The 18,218-nt window shown below is 40.4% G+C and carries 13 protein-coding genes and 2 pseudogenes; 4 read left to right on the forward strand and 11 right to left on the reverse strand.

What is annotated here, in order from left to right:
* Positions 1–186 precede the first annotated feature (186 nt).
* From BN53_RS00760 to BN53_RS10005, 3 genes and pseudogenes are all read right to left on the reverse strand, one after another.
* Positions 187–1,344, reverse strand: coding sequence for an RNA-guided endonuclease InsQ/TnpB family protein (locus BN53_RS00760; RefSeq protein WP_009558961.1), 1,158 nt, complete (start codon positions 1,342–1,344; stop codon positions 187–189).
* A gap of 616 nt (positions 1,345–1,960) precedes the next feature.
* Entirely contained in the window at positions 1,961–5,608 is a 3,648-nt protein-coding gene (locus BN53_RS00765) for a Rib/alpha-like domain-containing protein (protein ID WP_009558962.1), read from the reverse strand.
* Positions 5,609–5,723: 115 nt separating this feature from the next.
* Positions 5,724–5,907: pseudogene (locus tag BN53_RS10005) on the reverse strand (IS30 family transposase); the annotation flags it as partial.
* Here BN53_RS10005 and BN53_RS09790 point away from each other — a divergent pair.
* Together BN53_RS09790 and BN53_RS00770 are read left to right on the forward strand one after the other, a co-directional pair.
* Positions 5,906–6,001: pseudogene (locus BN53_RS09790) on the forward strand (RNA-guided endonuclease TnpB family protein); the annotation flags it as partial. The pseudogenes BN53_RS10005 and BN53_RS09790 sit on opposite strands and share 2 nt — an antisense overlap.
* Positions 6,002–6,135: 134 nt before the next feature.
* On the forward strand, positions 6,136–7,305 hold the full coding sequence (locus BN53_RS00770) for a recombinase family protein (RefSeq protein ID WP_050992842.1): 1,170 nt from the start codon (positions 6,136–6,138) through the stop codon (positions 7,303–7,305).
* Positions 7,306–7,918: 613 nt separating this feature from the next.
* Here BN53_RS00770 and BN53_RS09795 read toward each other — a convergent pair.
* The 3 genes from BN53_RS09795 to rlmD form a co-directional block, all read right to left on the reverse strand.
* Positions 7,919–8,074, reverse strand: coding sequence for a hypothetical protein (locus BN53_RS09795; protein ID WP_009558965.1), 156 nt, complete (start codon positions 8,072–8,074; stop codon positions 7,919–7,921).
* An 87-nt stretch (positions 8,075–8,161) separates the two neighbouring features.
* Positions 8,162–8,770 carry a DUF1349 domain-containing protein gene (locus tag BN53_RS00775; RefSeq protein WP_009558966.1) on the reverse strand — a complete coding sequence of 203 codons (609 nt, stop codon included), beginning with the start codon at positions 8,768–8,770 and terminating at the stop codon, positions 8,162–8,164.
* A gap of 133 nt (positions 8,771–8,903) precedes the next feature.
* Entirely contained in the window at positions 8,904–10,253 is a 1,350-nt protein-coding gene (gene rlmD, locus BN53_RS00780; RefSeq protein ID WP_009558967.1) for a 23S rRNA (uracil(1939)-C(5))-methyltransferase RlmD, read from the reverse strand.
* Between the two features lie 426 nt (positions 10,254–10,679).
* Between rlmD and nhaC the strand changes: the two genes are divergently transcribed.
* On the forward strand, positions 10,680–12,062 hold the full coding sequence (nhaC, locus tag BN53_RS00785; RefSeq protein WP_009558968.1) for a Na+/H+ antiporter NhaC: 1,383 nt from the start codon (positions 10,680–10,682) through the stop codon (positions 12,060–12,062).
* A gap of 85 nt (positions 12,063–12,147) precedes the next feature.
* Positions 12,148–12,861, forward strand: coding sequence for a Bax inhibitor-1/YccA family protein (locus tag BN53_RS00790; RefSeq protein WP_009558969.1), 714 nt, complete (start codon positions 12,148–12,150; stop codon positions 12,859–12,861).
* A 59-nt stretch (positions 12,862–12,920) separates the two neighbouring features.
* Here BN53_RS00790 and BN53_RS00795 read toward each other — a convergent pair whose 3' ends face one another.
* The 5 genes from BN53_RS00795 to BN53_RS00815 are packed head-to-tail and all read right to left on the reverse strand — an operon-like array spanning position 12,921 to position 18,217.
* Complete coding sequence (locus tag BN53_RS00795) at positions 12,921–13,847, reverse strand: diacylglycerol kinase family lipid kinase (RefSeq protein ID WP_009558970.1); 927 nt, start codon at positions 13,845–13,847, stop codon at positions 12,921–12,923.
* Between the two features lie 31 nt (positions 13,848–13,878).
* Entirely contained in the window at positions 13,879–15,309 is a 1,431-nt protein-coding gene (gene gatB, locus BN53_RS00800) for an Asp-tRNA(Asn)/Glu-tRNA(Gln) amidotransferase subunit GatB (protein WP_009558971.1), read from the reverse strand.
* A gap of 4 nt (positions 15,310–15,313) precedes the next feature.
* Complete coding sequence (gatA, locus tag BN53_RS00805) at positions 15,314–16,756, reverse strand: Asp-tRNA(Asn)/Glu-tRNA(Gln) amidotransferase subunit GatA (protein ID WP_009558972.1); 1,443 nt, start codon at positions 16,754–16,756, stop codon at positions 15,314–15,316.
* Positions 16,756–17,058: an Asp-tRNA(Asn)/Glu-tRNA(Gln) amidotransferase subunit GatC gene (gene gatC / locus BN53_RS00810; RefSeq protein WP_040537238.1), complete on the reverse strand. Its 303-nt coding sequence runs from the start codon at positions 17,056–17,058 to the stop codon at positions 16,756–16,758. The genes gatA and gatC overlap by 1 nt, the downstream gene beginning before the upstream one ends.
* Positions 17,059–17,077: 19 nt before the next feature.
* Complete coding sequence (locus BN53_RS00815; protein ID WP_009558974.1) at positions 17,078–18,217, reverse strand: CamS family sex pheromone protein; 1,140 nt, start codon at positions 18,215–18,217, stop codon at positions 17,078–17,080.
* Between the last annotated feature and the right edge of the window lies 1 nt (position 18,218).

Consider the following 18,218-nt stretch of genomic DNA (forward strand, 5'->3'; position numbering starts at 1 on the left):
GCTGCTATATAAAACATGGAAATATGTAGAAGAATACGCATTTCCTACATATCAGAAAGATATATTTTTCCTTTCTTTGTTTCATTTACTGTCGTCTTCACTAGTATTCTGATATTCCACCTGGGAGTAATCACATTGACCAGCTCTTACAGCTTAAGGACCTAGCCAGCCCCGTTTATTTTCTTTTTATTTTGCCAAAGCTAAAAGATTTAATACTGCATTTTCATCTCGATCGTTTGTATATCCACACTGATAACAGATATACTCGTTGTGTTTAGTGCCATGCTTTTGGTTGCCTTGCAAAGTGATCTTTTCATCACCTTTTTTGACATAGCCACACTCAGCACATCTTTGTGTTGATGGATAGGTTTTATCAGCTAAGATCAATTCTTTGCCATACCAAGCACATTTGTAAGTCAGAATTTGTCTAAACTTACTAAATACTGATCTCTGCATACCTTTTGAAGCAACATGCGTCATCATCATTTCTTTGACAGCTAAGTCTTCAATTACAATTTGGTCGTAATCATTAACTAGCTGCGTAGTAAACTTCTGTAAAAGATCGTTTTGGATATTAGCTACTTTACGATAATCTCTTTGCAGTTTGGTTCTCACTGCATAGTAATTATTACTTTTAATAGCTAACTTACCATTAACCTTTCTTTTGACTGCCAACGTTCTTTGATAATGTTTGATGCGCTTGTAAAGCTTTTGCAATTTAGCAGGCAAAACATTGATTTGACCTTCTGTATAGTTGAAGTGACCAACATTGACGTCAACTGCTGTCTTTTGTTGAGTTTTAGCCTTAGCTGAAATCTCTTCTTCATAAGGTAAAGCCGCGTAATAGCTGCCTTTTTCTTTGAAGATACTTACTACTTTGACCTCATCCATCTTTAGAGCTTCATAGCTTTTTAAATCAAACCAATTTTCCTTTGAGACACTTCTAGGCTTATCAAGCCGAAGTTTGCCATTAACAATCTTGGCTCTGTCAGTCTTAAAGCCTTGTCTAGGATCTTTCTTAGATTTAAAACTAGGTATACCCCAATCAGGCTGAGCCTTATCAAAGAAGTTCTTCCAAGCATTAGCTAAGTCTTTAACAGCTAGTTGCAAACATCGAGCAGACAAAGCATATTGCCAATCAGCTTTATTTGCGACTAATTCATCACGGACTCGGCGCTCATTGGGGCTTGGATTATCCTTTTTATTTAATGTATGAGCTTCATACATCAATTGCCAAGTTTCTAAGCCTTTATTCCAGCAATATCTGCGATAATCACACAAAGCATCAAGATGCTTTCGCATGGTTTTATTAACTTTTAGCTTTACTACTTGTGTTTTAATCATTGCTTCACCTCCTTGAATACAAACATAAGTTTATATAAGAAGACGAAGCAAAACAAGTAAACATTGGATCAAAGCTTATTTTCCATGTTTAACTTTCTAAATAAGCTTAATTATTATTTTTATCTATAATTATCTACATATTTCTATATTTTTGTTAACTGTTAATCAGCTCCTGGTTTACCGTCTTGGTTTTACGATTGTCTTTCGGACTTCGACTTGTATGGCAGTCTTATCCACCATTTGGCCTGACCAGGTTTCTGTTCGTAGGCTCGGAAAATTCGCTAGCCACTTCCTTCGCCCATAGCGTCACCGCTAACGGCTTGTGGTTCACTACACTTGGCGACAACTACCTATGGTCCAGACTTTCACTAGACTAGATAAATGCCATGCCCGATACACAATAAAAAAGACCTAGGCATTATTGCCTAAGTCTTTCCCCCACTTACGTGGGGAACACGATCTAGTTGTTCTGATGTTATATCCCAGTTCAGGATCGCCCCCATTTACATGGGGAACAATCATATAAATATGATATTATTCTTTATCAATCGATTCAACAAAAAAGCCAAGTTACCTAATGTAGCTTGACTTTTACATATTCGCCTATTTTATCAACCTAATTCTTTTTTCTAGAAAATAGCCTCCCTGCCAAAGCAATCAATCCAAGGCCAGCTGCGATCAAAGCAGTAGCTAAATTGTTCTTTTCACCAGTTTGTGGTAATTGAGCATTAGCCTGATTTTCAGAAACAGGGCTTGCACTAAGCTTTTGAACTTCTTGCTTGCCATTTGCCTTATTAGTCAAATGTTCTACTTGCTTAGTTGTATCGCTGCTATCAGCATCTTTATTTCCGTTATCCTTTGAGCCATTATCTTTATCCTGATCCTTAGGAATTACAATATCCTCTGCATCATTAGTCGTATCTGGATTGTCTGGAACCGTTGGATCCAGCTTTTCAGCACTACTCTTTTCTTCAACCAGCTTATTGCCTGGGATAGTGTCGACTGACTTGTCTGGGTAGGTTACCGTTACATCACCGTTGTCACCAACCGTGATCTTCGTCCCGTCTGGCAACGTGGAGTTTCCGTTATCGTCCTTGTTGGCATCTTCAACTGCCTTGATAACTTCGCCCTTTTCATCGTCCGTCAACTTGGCTGGGTCATCGACCTCCACCTTGTTGCCTGGCGTCTTTGGATCATTCTTGTCCGCTTGGGTCTTGCCGTTTTCGTCCCGAACCGTTACTGGTACTTCAACCGTTTCCTTCGAGCCGTCTGGGTAGGTGATTTCTACCGTCCCCGTGCTCTTGCCCGGCTTCGATACATCTGGTTCTTTCGTCCAGTTTGCTTCAAAGTCGGTGACTGGCTTCTTATCTGGATCCGTAACCGTTACAGAGTCCTTAGCAGCTGGTACCTTGTTCAAGTCTGTCGTCAAACCGTCCGTGGCCTTCGCGTCATTCTTATCTGCTTGGGTCTTGCCGTTTTCGTCCCGAACCGTTACTGGTACTTCAACCGTTTCCTTCGAGCCGTCTGGGTAGGTGATTTCTACCGTCCCCGTGCTCTTGCCCGGCTTCGATACATCTGGTTCTTTCGTCCAGTTTGCTTCAAAGTCGGTGACTGGCTTCTTATCTGGATCCGTGACCGTTACAGAGTCCTTAGCAGCTGGCACCTTGTTCAGGTTCGTCGTTACGCCATCTGCCGCCTTTACATCGTTCTTGTCGGCATCACTAGGCACCACATTGACCGTTACGTCCACCGTATCAGTCGTCTTATCTGGATAAGTGACTGTTACCTTCCCGGTTGCCTGACCATTATTAGTAACATCAGGTGCCGTTTCCCACGTTACCTTAGTGCCCTCTGGGAAGGTCGTGTCTTTATCATCTTTATCCTTGGCTACTACGATCCCGGCTGGGGCTTCATCACCTTTCTTGATTTCCACACCGCGTGGCACATCCGGCGTGTTACCAGCTTTAGCATTAATCAGATCCGTATCCGAATTTACGTGCACGGTTACACCCGGCACTTCTTCACTCGAGCCGTCTGGATAGGTTGCCACAACCGTCCCGGTCTTATCGCCTGGCGTGGTCGTATCAATTGGTTCCTTCCATTCGTACTTCGTATCTTCTGGCAGATCTTTGTTATTGCTGATGGCGCTTTGGGCACTTGGCGTTTCACCCTTGTTAACCGTAACCTTACCGGCTTCTGGCGTGTTGGTGTCCGCTTGGTTTGGCACGACGTTGTAGGTTACGTCAACTGCTTCGGATTCCGATTTATCACCATAAACTACCTTGGCTTGACCAGTCTTGTCGTTCCCAACTTCACTGGTATCTGGTGCGGTCGCCCAAACGACCTTCGCTCCATCTGGCAAACTTACCGCTTGTCCCTTGGCGTCCTTCAGGGTCACCGCGCTGCTATCAAGGCTGTCACCTGCTTGTACTTTTTTACCGTGAGTCAAGTCGACCGTTTGCCCAGCCGCAACGGTGTGCTTCTCAGCTGAAGTCTTTTTGACTACATACACATATTCATCGTGATGATCAATAGTATATGTTCCATTTACAGTATTTGCTTGATTTGTCGCCAAATTATAGTCCGTTGGTAAATTGACATTATAATTATATTTTTCTCCCAATGTACCACTAATCTTATCTGTTGCTACTTCTTTCCCATCTCCCGGCACAAAAAGAGAACTTTTATTCCCAGTTACATCGATATAATGAACTCTAACTTCAGACTTATCTTCACTACCATCCTTTGCATAATAGTAAACAATACCATCATTAGTCGATGTAATTTGATTTATATATGTGTACGATTTTCCATGCGGCGCAAAAAACGAGTAGTGATCGTTAACATTTGGTATGTTCCCCAAGTAACGTGTCGTATTATTAATCTCTTCACCATCATAATACGCAGTAACTCGAACCAACCCTTGAGAGTCAATTACTGTTTGCTTTACAACTACATGTTTATCAAGTCTAAAATCATACGATTCACCCACTTTATATGGGGAGATATATCCTGTGGTATTTGGCGATTTTTTCAATGTATATCCATCAATAGTTGGTGCCTCTCCGGTAATTGTGTATTTCTGATAAGCAACACCTTCAAAAGATTTTGGCACTGCAAGTTCGTCTCCCGTTGCTTGATCAACATAATGAATCGTAGTTGTCACTTTCGTTGGCATTGGAGTCATCATAAAGCCATTTCCCATTGAAGCTGGTTCTCCATAAATTCCGGTATCGTAACCATATGCAAAACCAACCACCATGCCATATGTGTTTTTATCGCCTTTTTCGACCCCATCAAGATCAATTGAAACACTAGTCCCATCATAATTAGTAAAAATTGGAGGATGAGTAGTTCCACCTGTCCCGTTATACTCAACCTTCTTTGATTCACCAGGTGCTACCACTTCTTCTTGTATATTACCCGTTAAAGTATGCAAAATTGTTACATATAACTGATTATCATTCAAATTATTTGAGCGGGCCAACAAATAGACAACATGGTAAGATTCATTATAGTTAGCAGCACCGGCAAAGTAGTATCTCCCGCTATCATCGTTGGTAGTGTGTTTTTTCAAGATTTCCTTTACTTCTTCTGTTGAAGCTCCCGGATACCACTTCATGTTCTTGTATACCCAGTTATCCTTGGGCTTATTAATTATCTCCGTTAACATGGGCTGGGAATCCAGCTTAATGTCTTGGTTTGACATCGGTAAGCTAGTCGAGGCTTCTTCATTGTTACCTCGTCGTGCAGCCAGTACTTTAAACTTGGCGTTTGTCTTTCGTGTTGTTGCGCCGTTAGCCGGCGTTACTTCAGGATCTTTTTTGTCGACATTGGTAGGATTTTGCGGAGTACCTTGGTGATTTGTTGCCTCTTCAGTATCGGTTGTAGGTACTTGCTGATTTACCTCTTGGCCATTTGCTTGTTTATCTGTACCAGTAGGCGTTTCCGTTAATGTCTTGCCCTGACCTTTATCGGTACTATCTCCACTAGTCTGCGGCGTAGATGTTGTACCTTCTGTTGTACCTTCTGTTGTACCTTCAGTAACCTTGTCCTTATTGCCCCCTTGAGTCGTGGTACTTCGTGTTACATCATCACTAGGACTAGTAACAGTATCGGCTAATACCGCATGGTTGCCATATAGCATAAAAGTTGTCCCCAACAATACTGATGCTACTCCTACAGATAACTTCCGTATTCCCCAACGTTGCTTCCCATCGGCATACTTTTGTTGGTAGAATTGATGATTGTTTTTCGAAACCATATCCGTTCCTCCTAAGCTCAGAAAACATATATAATTATCTAACACCTTTAGTGTATCATGTATTTCGTATAATCCATAAAAAAAGGATTTCTAAATTTCAAAAATAAGTTAGCCACTAAGCTAAAATAAATAACACTGACCAATTAATTATTGGTTGATGAGAACGTGACATCTCTTGATAGAATGCTTTACAGTAAACATCCATTAAATATGGCTCGTGGATAGTGATTCATCCAGTTATTGGTCGCTATAATCTGGGCACTACTATAATCATTAATAGCTTGGCCCTTAGTAATCTGTCCTAATTACAATAAAAAGGTTGATCGCGACGAAAATGCCATGGCCAACCTAACGCTGCTAGTAAATCATCCAGAGTTAAATCGAGCCTTATAAGATAATTGCGGGCGAGGCTCCGTCCGAAAAGATACCAAAAGAGCTAGTCAATGCGATTACTTCAAAATTGAAATATCGGAATACTAGCGTAGATGTTGGTAAGAGAAATGGAGGGCACGAATAGTCCAAAATGTATGAAAATAGAACATAGTCATACATTTGCCTACATTTTTTATAGCACCATCGACTGCTTGCAATATATCCGAGAATTAAAAGAACTTCATGTGGCCGTCTTCTTTGAAAAGAAAAATACCAACACTATGGACGCCAAGGGGGAAGTTCTGATCACCATTATGGCTTCCCTTGCCCAACAAGAAAGTAAATCCATTTCGCGTAATATCAAAATTGGCCTTCAGTACCGCTACCAACGGGGGCAAGTAATCGTCAACACCGCTCGCTTCCTTGACTATGACAAAGATGAAGATGGCAATCTAGTCATTAATCCAGAACAAGCCAAAGTAGTTAAGCGCATCTTCTACGAATGTCTGACTGGAAAAAGTGCGATTGAAATTGCCCGCGAATTAACCAAGAAGCGGGTCAAGAATGATGGCCAAGTACCGCAATATTATGTAGAAAACAACCACCCAGCAATTATCTCACGGGCTACCTTCTACCAAGTTCAGAAGATTTTGGACATGCGCCGAGAGGGCTTCACAACTGAAGGTGGCCATCACCATGGCTATACTAACGCCTACTGCTTTTCTTCGATTGTCTTTTGCGTACGCTGCAAGGATATTTACACCCGGTGCGTTTGGTATCGACCTAGGATTGGCGAAGTCGAAAAGGTCAACGTTTGGCGATGTTATTCTCGCCTTTATTGGAACCATAAAGGAAAACGCTGCATGGGACGGACAATTACTGAAGCAGACCTTGAAGAAGCTAGCTTAAAGGCCATGAACGAATTAATCCAGCAACACCAACTCGCCGATAAGCAAATCGCAGCCAATATTCTTAAAGTCACTAAGGGAACCACTGGCCCCAGTCTTGATGACCTTGACCAACAATTAGAAGACCAGCAGTTACTACTCTTGAGCATGAGTACCCACAATAAGAATGTCGAGCAATTAACCGAGCAAGTCCAAGCCTTACGGAAGCAACGTGAGCAACTCATCCAACAGGAAATCGACCACGATATCAAATGCTCCAACCTCAAAAACATCCAATCCTTCTTCCAGACCTACCAGGGCGACCTCACCAAATTTGATGAGAAACTAGTTCGCCTCCTGATAGAAAAAATCACCATCTTCAAAAGCAAAATTGAATTTACTTTCAAGGATGGTGAAGTGATTACAATTAAAGCATAGCCGTTTAATCTCGCACTCAGTCAATTTGGCTGGGTGCTTTTTGGTTTTGTGGGAACCTATCACCACTAACTATGGAAACAGGTCAACGTGGCTTGTGGGAACATATCACCACTGAGGATAAAGCCTATCAAATCAACGTTTCTAGCTTAGCAACAAAAAAGTGTATCTATTTGTGGGAACTGGTCACTAATAGATACACATTTCGTAATTTTATAAATGCCTTAACAGCGCCGTTTCTGGCGCCCTACTTTTTCCGCTCAAGGACTGTTACGCTCTCGACATGTGGCGTCTGTCTTATCTTATTCACATTCCTTCAAACGCTGAGACAGTGCGGTTTGTTACTTTTTTTAGGGATAAATTTCTACAATGATCTAAATAAGATAGCTGTTGACTCACTATCTTCAAGTACGACTAATTTTACTATTTTCAAAAAACAAGATTGAATTTTTCTCTCAAAGATAGTTAAGTGATTACTGTTAAGGTGTGCAATTTTAGCTGTCATCGTTCAAATAATTAGTAACCCGGTCTTTCAAGATAAATTCTCCATGGTTTAATTTCACTAGCCACTTCTTGATTTTGACCACTAAATCTACAAGCTCTTATTTATGATTTGCTAGAGTAATCTCGTTAAAGCAACAAACCTGCCCATGAGAGTTAAATCTGGATCATTATCAACTAACTTAATATCTGTCATTGCTTGACCGGTAAAAGGGGACGAAGGCCAAATAGGACCGTGCATAAATTCAAACATCAATTTGATTTTCTGCATTTAGTTTCTTCCCCCCTTTTTTTAATTTGCAAATTAAATCTAAATTCAACAATTTGGGTGGGAGCCTTTTGCATTCATCAAAGTAACCTAATTCTCATCTGGAGCTTGACCATTATGAGCTAACCATTTACATTCTGTCACTTCAAAATTAGTAAATGTCGCTTTAAAGGATGATTCCTCCGGTGAACAAGCGTAGATACCAAATTGAATTTCATCACTAGCTTTCGCCATGTGACAAATTCGCATCTGCTTGTACTTAACACCATCTTCTGAACATTCTAAACAAAAATCATCTTCTCGACGACTTAACCGATACCACATTTGCTTGGTATTAGCGTCTATCTCAGTCGTTGCCCAATCAGAATAGCCATTGTTGGTAACTACACTGCCTAGGTGTTGAAATTCTTGATTTTCATATTCGATTGATGCCTTCAACCAATTTTCAGAATCTAAATACATAACTACACCACATTGATCGAAACGGACTTTGCTATCAAATTCTGTTTTTACTACAAAGGAGAAGTATTTATCTGCCGTTTTTACTTGGAGAACTGGAGCGTTATCATTTCTAAAATGGTAATAAGTACGTTGCCATAAGTCGGTGTGGGGAGTCGTAGTAATTTCAATCTTATCATCCGAAATTGTGTAGGATTTAGGTTTTCTGATCCATTGCCATTCTGTTGTCTTAATTTTCATTTTTAACTCTACCTTTCGTAAACTTCTAGATCCAATTATATGGGAATTAACAAATTTGGTCTGTGGAAAATGGTCACAAAAAGATAAACATTTTTTATTTTATTACCGCCAGAACGACGCGATTTATGACACCTTACTTTTGGCGTTCAAGTACCGTTACGCTCTCAACATGTGGCGTCTGTGGGAACATATCAACTGGATCAATTTCTTCAAAACTGTACCCCAGCTCCATAAACATCTGCAAGTCTCTCACCTGCGTGGCTGGGTTGCAGGAGATATAAACAATCTTCTTTGGTTCAGTCGCAGCTGCTGCCTTAATAAAGTCTTCAGTCAAACCCTTTCTAGGTGGATCAACAAAGATAACGTCAGTCTTTAAGCCATCTTTTGCCCACTGAGGCATAATTTCTTCGGCCTTGCCTGTAACGTATGAAGCATTATTGATTGTGTTCAACTTAGCATTGTTATTAGCATCTTTAACCGCATCATCGATAATTTCAATTCCGCGAACTTCCTTAACATGCTTAGCTACACTTAGGCCAATTGTTCCAATACCAGAATAGGCATCGATTACGACATCTTCTTTTGTCAAGTTGGCCTTATCAATCGCTAATTGGTAAAGTCTTGGCGTTTGCAAAGAATTGATCTGGAAGAAGGACTTAGGCGAAATTCTAAATTCAACATCCCCAATCTTATCCACAATTTGAGCCTTGCCGGCAAGCAAGTAATCCTTCTTGCCCAAGATCACATTAGTCTTTTGTGGATTATGATTCAAAACTACGCTCACAACATCCCTAATTTGGCTAATTTCCTTAGCAACTTTCTTCAATTGTGGAAAATCCTTGTGCAAACAAATCAAAATTACCATGATTTCCCCAGTTGCCCGGCTTCTTCTAACCTCAAGATAGCGCACTTCTCCCTTGTGTCTAAGTTCATCATAAGCAGGAACCTGATTTTTGCGCAAAATATCCCGCACGGCTAGCAATACTCGATCAATCTCTGGATCAGTCGTAAAAAAGTTATCAAGTGGAACCAAATCATGAGAATGTTTTCTGAAAAAGCCAATCTCAAGTTGACCCTTCACTCTTCTGACTGGCACTTGCGCCTTATTGCGGTAGCCTGTTTCTTCTGGGCTAGCCACAGTCTGTCCCACTTTAATTTGATCTAGGTGAGCTTTTTGCAAAAGATTCACCACTTGCTTGCGTTTGAAGTCAAGTTGCTTGTCGTAAGTCAAGTGAGCCAAGCTGGCTAGTCCTGTTTGGACCCATTGATTTAATTTAACTGTGATCCGATCTGGGCTTTCCTTGATAATTGCTTCGATTCTAGCAAACGCAAATGACTTCTTCACCTTTAAAATTTTTGCTCTAACGATTTCTCCAGGCAAAGCATTATTGACAAAAACCGTGATCCCTTCGTAATGAGCAACGCCCATTGCTTCGTATGAAAGATCTTCGATTTCTAACTCAAGCACTTGATTTTTTTGCATATTGATTCCCCTAAAATTCTCAAAAATTTTGCATAGATAAATTTTATAATTTATTTGCGACAATTACCAGTCTATTAGCTTTTTTGGATAATTTGCCATGTGAATAAAATTAACTGTATTAAATTATTTTTAACTTTTTTCAGCAAAATTGTTGACATAGCCCAAGTTCCTTGCTAATATTTTTTCAACAACTGACGACAAAGTAGTTGCTTCGTTAAGCGTTCAGAGATCTGGTGGTTAGTGCGAACCAGTCAGGCGAAGGCAATGAATTACACCGTTTATTAATCTAGTTCGGAACTAATCAGAACCGTTATCATCTGATAAAGATCAAGCTATTTATGCTTGAAGTTGGGTGGTACCGCGGTCTTACATCGTCCCGTTGACTAATCTTAGTCAGCGGGATTTTTTCTTTTTGGAGGTTTATTTATGGCAGAAAAGCACAGAGTATCATTTTCAGAAGCCATCATTATTCTTGTGATCTTCCTAGGCATCCTAGGAACTTCCGTTATCAAATTTGGCCTTTCCCCAGAAGTTCCTGTCTTATTTACCGTTTTATTACTAAGTTTCTGGGCTAAGCTTCGTGGATTTTCTTGGACAGATGTGCAAGACGGAATCAAAGAAGGTATCGGCGTTGCGATTATTCCAATCTTCATTTTCATCCTGATTGGATCTTTGATTGGATTATGGATTCAAGCCGGAATTATTCCTTCCATCATGGTTTTAGGATTCAAGTTAATCAATGGTAGTTTCTTTGTTCCTAGCGTCTTCATCGTTTGTTCAATTGTTGGGATGGCCATTGGTTCTGGTTTTACGACTATTTCAACTGTCGGTATTGCTTTGTTCGCCATTGGTGCCAGCATGAAGGCTAACCCTAGCTTAGTTGCAGGCGCAATCGTTTCTGGGGCAGTCTTTGGCGATAAGATGTCGCCTTTGTCGGATTCGACCAACCTTTCTTCAGCTGTAGCTGAAAGCGAATTGTTTGCCCATATCAAAAATATGATGTGGTCAACTATCCCTTCATTCTTGCTTTCACTTGTTTTGTTCTGGCTACTCGGAAATAGCGGTCAAATGGACAGTTCAAAAATTGCTCACACTATGGCAATCTTGCAAGATCACTTTACAATTTCATGGATGGCAATCATTCCAATTACCTTGATGCTCCTTTGTGCTTGGAAGAAAATCCCAGCCATCCCTACCCTATTTATCAATATTACAGCGACAGTTTTAATGATTTTTGTGCAAAATCCACATTACGCTGTCGCTGACATGAACAATTTGATTATGAATGGTTTCGTAGCTAAAACTAGCGATCCAGCAGTCAATGCCTTGCTTACTCGTGGGGGTATTTCCAACATGATGGGAACAGTTGCCTTGATCATTTCTACCTTATCTTTAGGTGGTATGCTCATGAAGTTTGAAATTGTTCAAAATGCCATGGAACCATTGGTCAAGCATTTGCAAAAGCCAGCTTCATTGATTACTGTGACAATTCTTTCTGGTATTTCAATCAACCTCTTTGTAGGTGAACAATACCTTTCCGTAATTTTACCAGGTCGTGCATTTAAGCCAGCCTTTGACAAGGCTAACCTTGCTCCACTTGCTTTGAGCCGGGTATTAGAAGATGGTGGTAGTGTTATCAACTACTTGATTCCTTGGGGTGTTGCCGGTTCATTTGCGGCTTCAACTTTAGGTGTGCCAGTATTAGACTTTTTGCCATTTGCTTTCTTCAGTCTTTTATCGCCTATCTTCTCAATCCTTAGCGGAATCACTGGTATTGGTTTGAAGCGCAACAATGGCTTAAATAACTAATATAGCAAGAATCATCTTGCTTTCACCCTTCTTTGATTTTGTGATAATATATATTCAATATCACATTTTAAAGAAGGGATTTTTTATGGATAACTTTTCAAATGACTATGGTCGTCGTCAAGTTCGCGATGTTACTGAAGTCAATAGCTTCTTAACTAAGACTTACGGTATGATGGCCTTGGCTGTTTTTGTTTCAGCTATTACTGCTTATTTAGCAGATACAGTCTTTCAATCAGTTTTGATTGGACTTTTTACTAATAGAGCATCAAGTTTAGTACTTTTATTCTTGCCAATTGTGTTAACTTTTGCAATTAGCTTTAGTGCAACTAGAAAGCCGGTTGCTAGTTTCGTCATGTTGATGGTTGAAGCAGTCGTTTATGGACTAGTCTTTGCCGTAATTGCAACTGCCTATACTGGCGCAACCTTAGCAACAGCATTCTTAGCTTCTAGTGCCGTCTTTGTATCAATGGCAATCTACGGAAGCGTAACTAAGCGTGACTTATCAAACATTGGCGCTTATGCCTTTGCTGCTTTGATTGGTCTTTTGGTAGCAACCATCGTTAACATGTTCTTGAGAAACCCAATGGTTACCTACATCTTCTCCTACATCGGAGTGATTATCTTCACCGGCTTAACAGCCTGGGATGCTCAACGTATGAAAAATATTTATGCTCAATATGCTGACCAAAATACAACTATGGGATTGGCTGTAGCCGGTGCATTGCAGCTATATCTTGACTTCATCAATATTTTCTTGTATTTCTTACAAATTTTTGGAGTTAGCGATAACCGCGATTAATTCTAAGCAAAATAAAAAAGGAAGTTCTCTAAAAAAGAACTTCCTTTTTTGATTGCAAATTATTTTTGACCACCAACATAGAATTCAATATGTTGTTGCAAGTTTTGGAATTCAACTGGGCAATAACCACCAATTTCGCCATCAAGGTTAACTGGCAATTCGCTGCCCTTGCTTGAACCGATCAATTCAGCCTTCAAGCTCTTGGTCTTAGTGTAGATGATATTTGGATCATCGACATGGCGACCATTCAAAGCTAGTGCCATCAACTTAAGCAAGTTGCCTGGATCAGCTGGTTTTACCACGATCAATTGGAACAAACCATCGCTAAGTTGAGCATCGGGCATAATTTGTTCAAATCCGCCGATTGAATTAGTCATCCCTAACAAGAACATTGACAATTTGCCTTCATAAACGCCTTCATCATAAGTCAAACGCATTTTTTGTTCAGTTAGGTGTGGCAACATTTCTGCACCCTTGATCAAGTAGGCTGTATAACCCAAAGCTGACTTGATTTCTGATGGAACGCCATAGGTCAATTCTGTCAGTGATCCTGACGCAGCAATATTGACGAAGTATTGTTCTGTTTTGCCAAAAAGTGCTTTACCAACATCCATCTTTCTGGTGTTATTATTCAACACCACTTCAGCTGCAGCCTTGATATCATCGCGTGGAATAGCAAGTGCTCTGGCATAATCATTAGTCGTACCTGCAGGGATGATTGCCATCTTAGGACGCTTTTCCAAAAAGGCAATACCATTAACTACTTCATTGATCGTACCATCACCACCAGCTGCAACGATCAGGTCAAATCCTTCTTTAGCAGCTCTAGTAGCTTCATTTTTTGCACTATTTTCTTCAGGAGTAGTGCGGAAAGCACTAGCTTCATAGCCGGCTTGTTCCAATATATCCAGAATATCTGCAACATTTTTGGGCATTTGTTCATGGCCAGATACTGGATTATAGATTAATCTAGCTTTCTTCGTCATTTTTACTACCTTACAATCTTACAATCTATTTTTAGCGCTTAGCTAATTCTTGGTTGAGCAACTTGTTAACAACCTTAGGGTTAGCCTTACCACGAGTTTGCTTCATGATTTGACCAACTAAGAAGCCGATTGCACGGTCCTTACCATTCTTGAAGTCTTCAACTGATTGAGGGTTGTTGTCGACAATTTCCTTAACCATTGGTTCCAAAACAGAAAGGTCTGAAAGTTGAACCATACCCTTTTCTTCAACATATTTCTTAGGTGCAGTACCATTTTCGATAGTTTCTGCAAAGACCTTCTTAGCGATCTTGGATGAAATAGTACCATCCTTGATCAAGTCAATCATTTCAGCCAAGTGTTCTGGAGTCAACTTAACATCAGCCAAACTTACGCGGTTGTCGTTCAAGTAACCGTTAACTTGAGTGTTCATCCAGTTAGCAGCAAGCTGTGGATCAGCCCCAGCAGCTAAAGCAGCGTCAAAGAAGTCTGAACTTTCCTTAGTTTGAAGCAAAACATTAGCGTCGTATGGCTTCAAGCCAAACTTGTTAACATAGTCGTTGTAGCGTTCTTCAGCTGACTTAGGCAAGCTGGCAGCAATTTCATCGATCCATTCTTGACTAATGTGATCAGGAGCGATATCTGGTTCTGGGAAGTAACGGTAATCTGCTGCACCTTCCTTAACACGTTCAAGCACAGTCTTACCAGTTGCTTCATCAAAACGACGAGTTGATACTTGAATCTTGCCACCTGACAAAAGTACTTGTTGTTGACGCTTTTCTTCATAAGCAAGTGATAAACGTACATGTTCAAATGAGTTCAAGTTCTTCATTTCAACCTTGGTACCAAGTTCCTTTTGACCAGCAGGACGGATAGAAATGTTGGTGTCAACACGCATTGAACCTTCTTCCATCTTAACGTCAGAAGCACCAGTAAATTGAACGATCTTACGCAACTTTTCAAGGTAAGCGTAAGCTTCTTCTGGGTCTTCCATGTCTGGTTCAGAAACAACTTCCAAAAGTGGCACACCTTGACGGTTCAAGTCAACATATGAGTAACCGTTGGTTCCGTGAGTGTTCTTACCGGCATCTTCTTCGATGTGCATTTCGTGAATACCGATACGCTTCTTCTTGCCGTGAACTTCGATTTCAACATAACCATCGCGAGCAAGTGGTTGGAAGAATTGCGTAATTTGGTAAGCCTTAGGGTTGTCTGGGTAGAAGTAGTTCTTACGGTCAAAGTGAGTTGTTGGTAAAACGTGTGAGTGTGTTGCCAAAGCAACCATAATACCTAAACGGTAAACATCTTTATTTACAGTAGGTAAAACCCCTGGCATACCCCAGTCAATAACGTTGGTTGCGGTGTTAGGCTTTGCACCGTAAGTTACTGGTGATGGTGAAAAGATCTTACTCTTAGTCTTTAATTCGAAGTGGACTTCTAATCCGATAGTCGATTTAAAATTCATTCAATTATTCCTCCATTCCAGTTGGTGTCTTTTCGTAGAACTTGTTTTGTCTTTCGATGAAGTCAGCTACTCTAAAGATGCTTCCTTCGTCAAAGCGCTTAGCCATAATTTGAAGTCCAACTGGCATGCCATCAACTAAACCAGCTGGAACACTAGCAGCAGGGATACCAGCTAAGTTAGCAGAAATTGTCAAAATATCGTTGTTATACATCTTGATTGGGTCTGAGATTTCAGTTCCAATACCAAATGCTGGAGTAGTAGTTACTGGTCCAACGATTACGTCATTTTCAGCAAAAACCTTATCAAAGTCGTTGCAGATCAAAGTTCTTACCTTAGCAGCTTGTCTAAAGAACTTGTCATATGAACCAGCTGAAAGGGCAAATGAACCAAGCATGATACGACGCTTAACTTCAGTACCAAATCCTTCAGAACGTGACTTAACGTAAATATCAAGTAAGTTCTTAGTGTTCTTAGCACGGTAGCCGTAACGAATACCGTCAAAACGTTGCAAGTTGGATGAAGCTTCACTTGAAGCAATGATGTAGTAAGTTGGAACTACGTAGTTAGTATGTGGCAAGGAAACTTCGTTGATAATTGCGCCGTTTTCCTTCAAGACATCGATTTGGTCTTGAACAGCCTTACGTACGCCTTCGTCAACTGCATCGCTCATGTATTCCTTAGGAACAGCTACGCGCAATCCCTTAACGTCTTGACCCAAGAACTTAGTGTAGTCAGGTACTTCGCGCATTGAAACAGTTGAATCGTGTTCATCCCCACCGGCAATAACGTTCATTACTTCTGCTGAATCCTTAACACGCTTGGACATTACACCGATTTGGTCAAGTGATGAACCGAAGGCGATCAAGCCCCAACGAGAAACGCGACCGTAAGTTGGCTTAATTCCGAAAATACCATTGAAGGCTGCTGGTTGTCTAATAGAACCACCAGTATCTGAACCCAAAGCAGCAACAACTTGTCCACCAGCAACTGCAGCAGCAGAACCACCGGATGAACCACCAGGAACCTTGTCCAAGTTCCATGGATTGTGAGTTGCGCCAAAGTATGAGTGTTCAGTTGAAGAACCCATGGCAAATTCATCCATGTTAGTCTTACCAATCAAAGTAGCTTGAGCTTCCTTCAACTTAGTAATAACAGTTGCATCGTACATTGGAATAAAGTTGTCCAAAATGTGACTAGCAGCGGTAGTCTTAACGCCATCAGTAATAATGTTATCCTTGATTGCGATTGGAATACCAGCTAACTTATTCTTGTTAAAGTCAAGATCTTCTGCAACCTTTGCATCTTCATCAACGGTAATCCATGCATTCAACTTCTTGTCGGTTTCCTTGATATTAGCCAATGTATCCTTAGCTAATTGATCAGCAGTAATTTCTCCACCGGCAAGTTTCTTGTTTAATGAGTCAATTGTTTCATTTAAGTAATTCATTACTCGTTATCATCCTTCTCAATAATCACCGGAACCTTGATAAAGCCATTTGCTTCGTCAGGAACGTTCTTCATCAATTCCTCTTTGCTTTGCCAGTGTTCTGACTTGTCTTCTCTAAAGACAGTGTCACGGTCAACCACTTGAACAGTTTCTTCAACACCTTCAGTGTCAACTTCCTGCAATTGGTTAGCCATGTTGATAATAGAGTCCATCTCTTGAGTGAACTTACCGATTTCATCATCGCCAAATTCTAATCTTGAAAGTTCGGCAACGTGTCTGATCGTATCTTCTGTGATTGTGATCTTCACTTATATTTTCCTCCTATTCGCCACCATAAACGTGAACTTGATAGTCGCTATCGGCTGAATCTTTGTAAACAACCGCTTGGACATCATTAACTGACGCAATCTTTATCTCAATCGGAGTGCTTGAAGACAAGTACTTCTTAGCAGTAGATTGAACCAATCTAGTAAAACTTTGGATTTGTTCATAACCATAGAACTGCGTTGTGATTGAAATATTTTCTTGAGCTAATTTGCCATTGTCATAGCGCAAACTAGCAATTACCCCACTAATATTAGGGAAATAATTCTGAATTGCGGTCTTAAAGCTATTGAAGCCTGAAGCATCGTTACTGTTGATCGCCTTATCACCATTAATTGTTGGCAAAACTTGCCATTGTTCAGTGACTGACTTCCATCTAGTTATTTTACTACTATTTGCATTAGCTGTCCCATAGGCAAAATAACTTCCACCTACTAGTGAATCTTTACTAGTTTTCGAAAATAATCCTACAGTAATTGGGATATTTTTTAAAGCTTTTTTCTGGCGCAATCTGGCAATAATTGTATTAGCCATCTGCTCGCCTTGGCTTCTTTGAACTTTGCGTGAAATAGATTTTTGATATTGCGGCCCATCGGTGACTTTTTGGTAGTAATCAACCGAATTCATTGCTAAGCCCAAGCTAATACCACCTAAATGATAATTTGAACCTGAGCCAGATAAATAATCTTGCTCAAGAATTTCTTCCAGGTAATATGGATTGTAATGCTTGCTTGTTCCCTTAACTGGGTTAAGACCTAATTTGTTGCTTGACGACTTTCTACTTAGCCATTGCGATACGGTTGTCGTATCCAAGTATTGTCCTTCTTGGAAAACGTAGCTATTGGTTGGATAGATATTTTTTGAAATGGATACCAAGCCCCGTTCCAATTCGCGCGTATCAACCGAATTGTCATTGCTAGTTGCTGTTAGTCCTGAGATATCGCTAGTTACATAGCGTCCATTTTTCAATAAAACTGTATAGCCATTCTTGCTAGTGTTAGTAGTCTGATATGTTCTGGTTTTAGTGCTTGAAGTCGTCGTTGCATTATTAGCCAAACTTGAATTTTTCAAGTTGCCACAGGCAGTTAAACTAAGAGCAGAACCTACAATGGCGATAAATTTCCAATATTTTTTCAAA

It is taken from the genome of Lactobacillus pasteurii DSM 23907 = CRBIP 24.76, assembly GCF_000297025.1.
In the GTDB taxonomy this organism is placed as follows: domain Bacteria; phylum Bacillota; class Bacilli; order Lactobacillales; family Lactobacillaceae; genus Lactobacillus; species Lactobacillus pasteurii.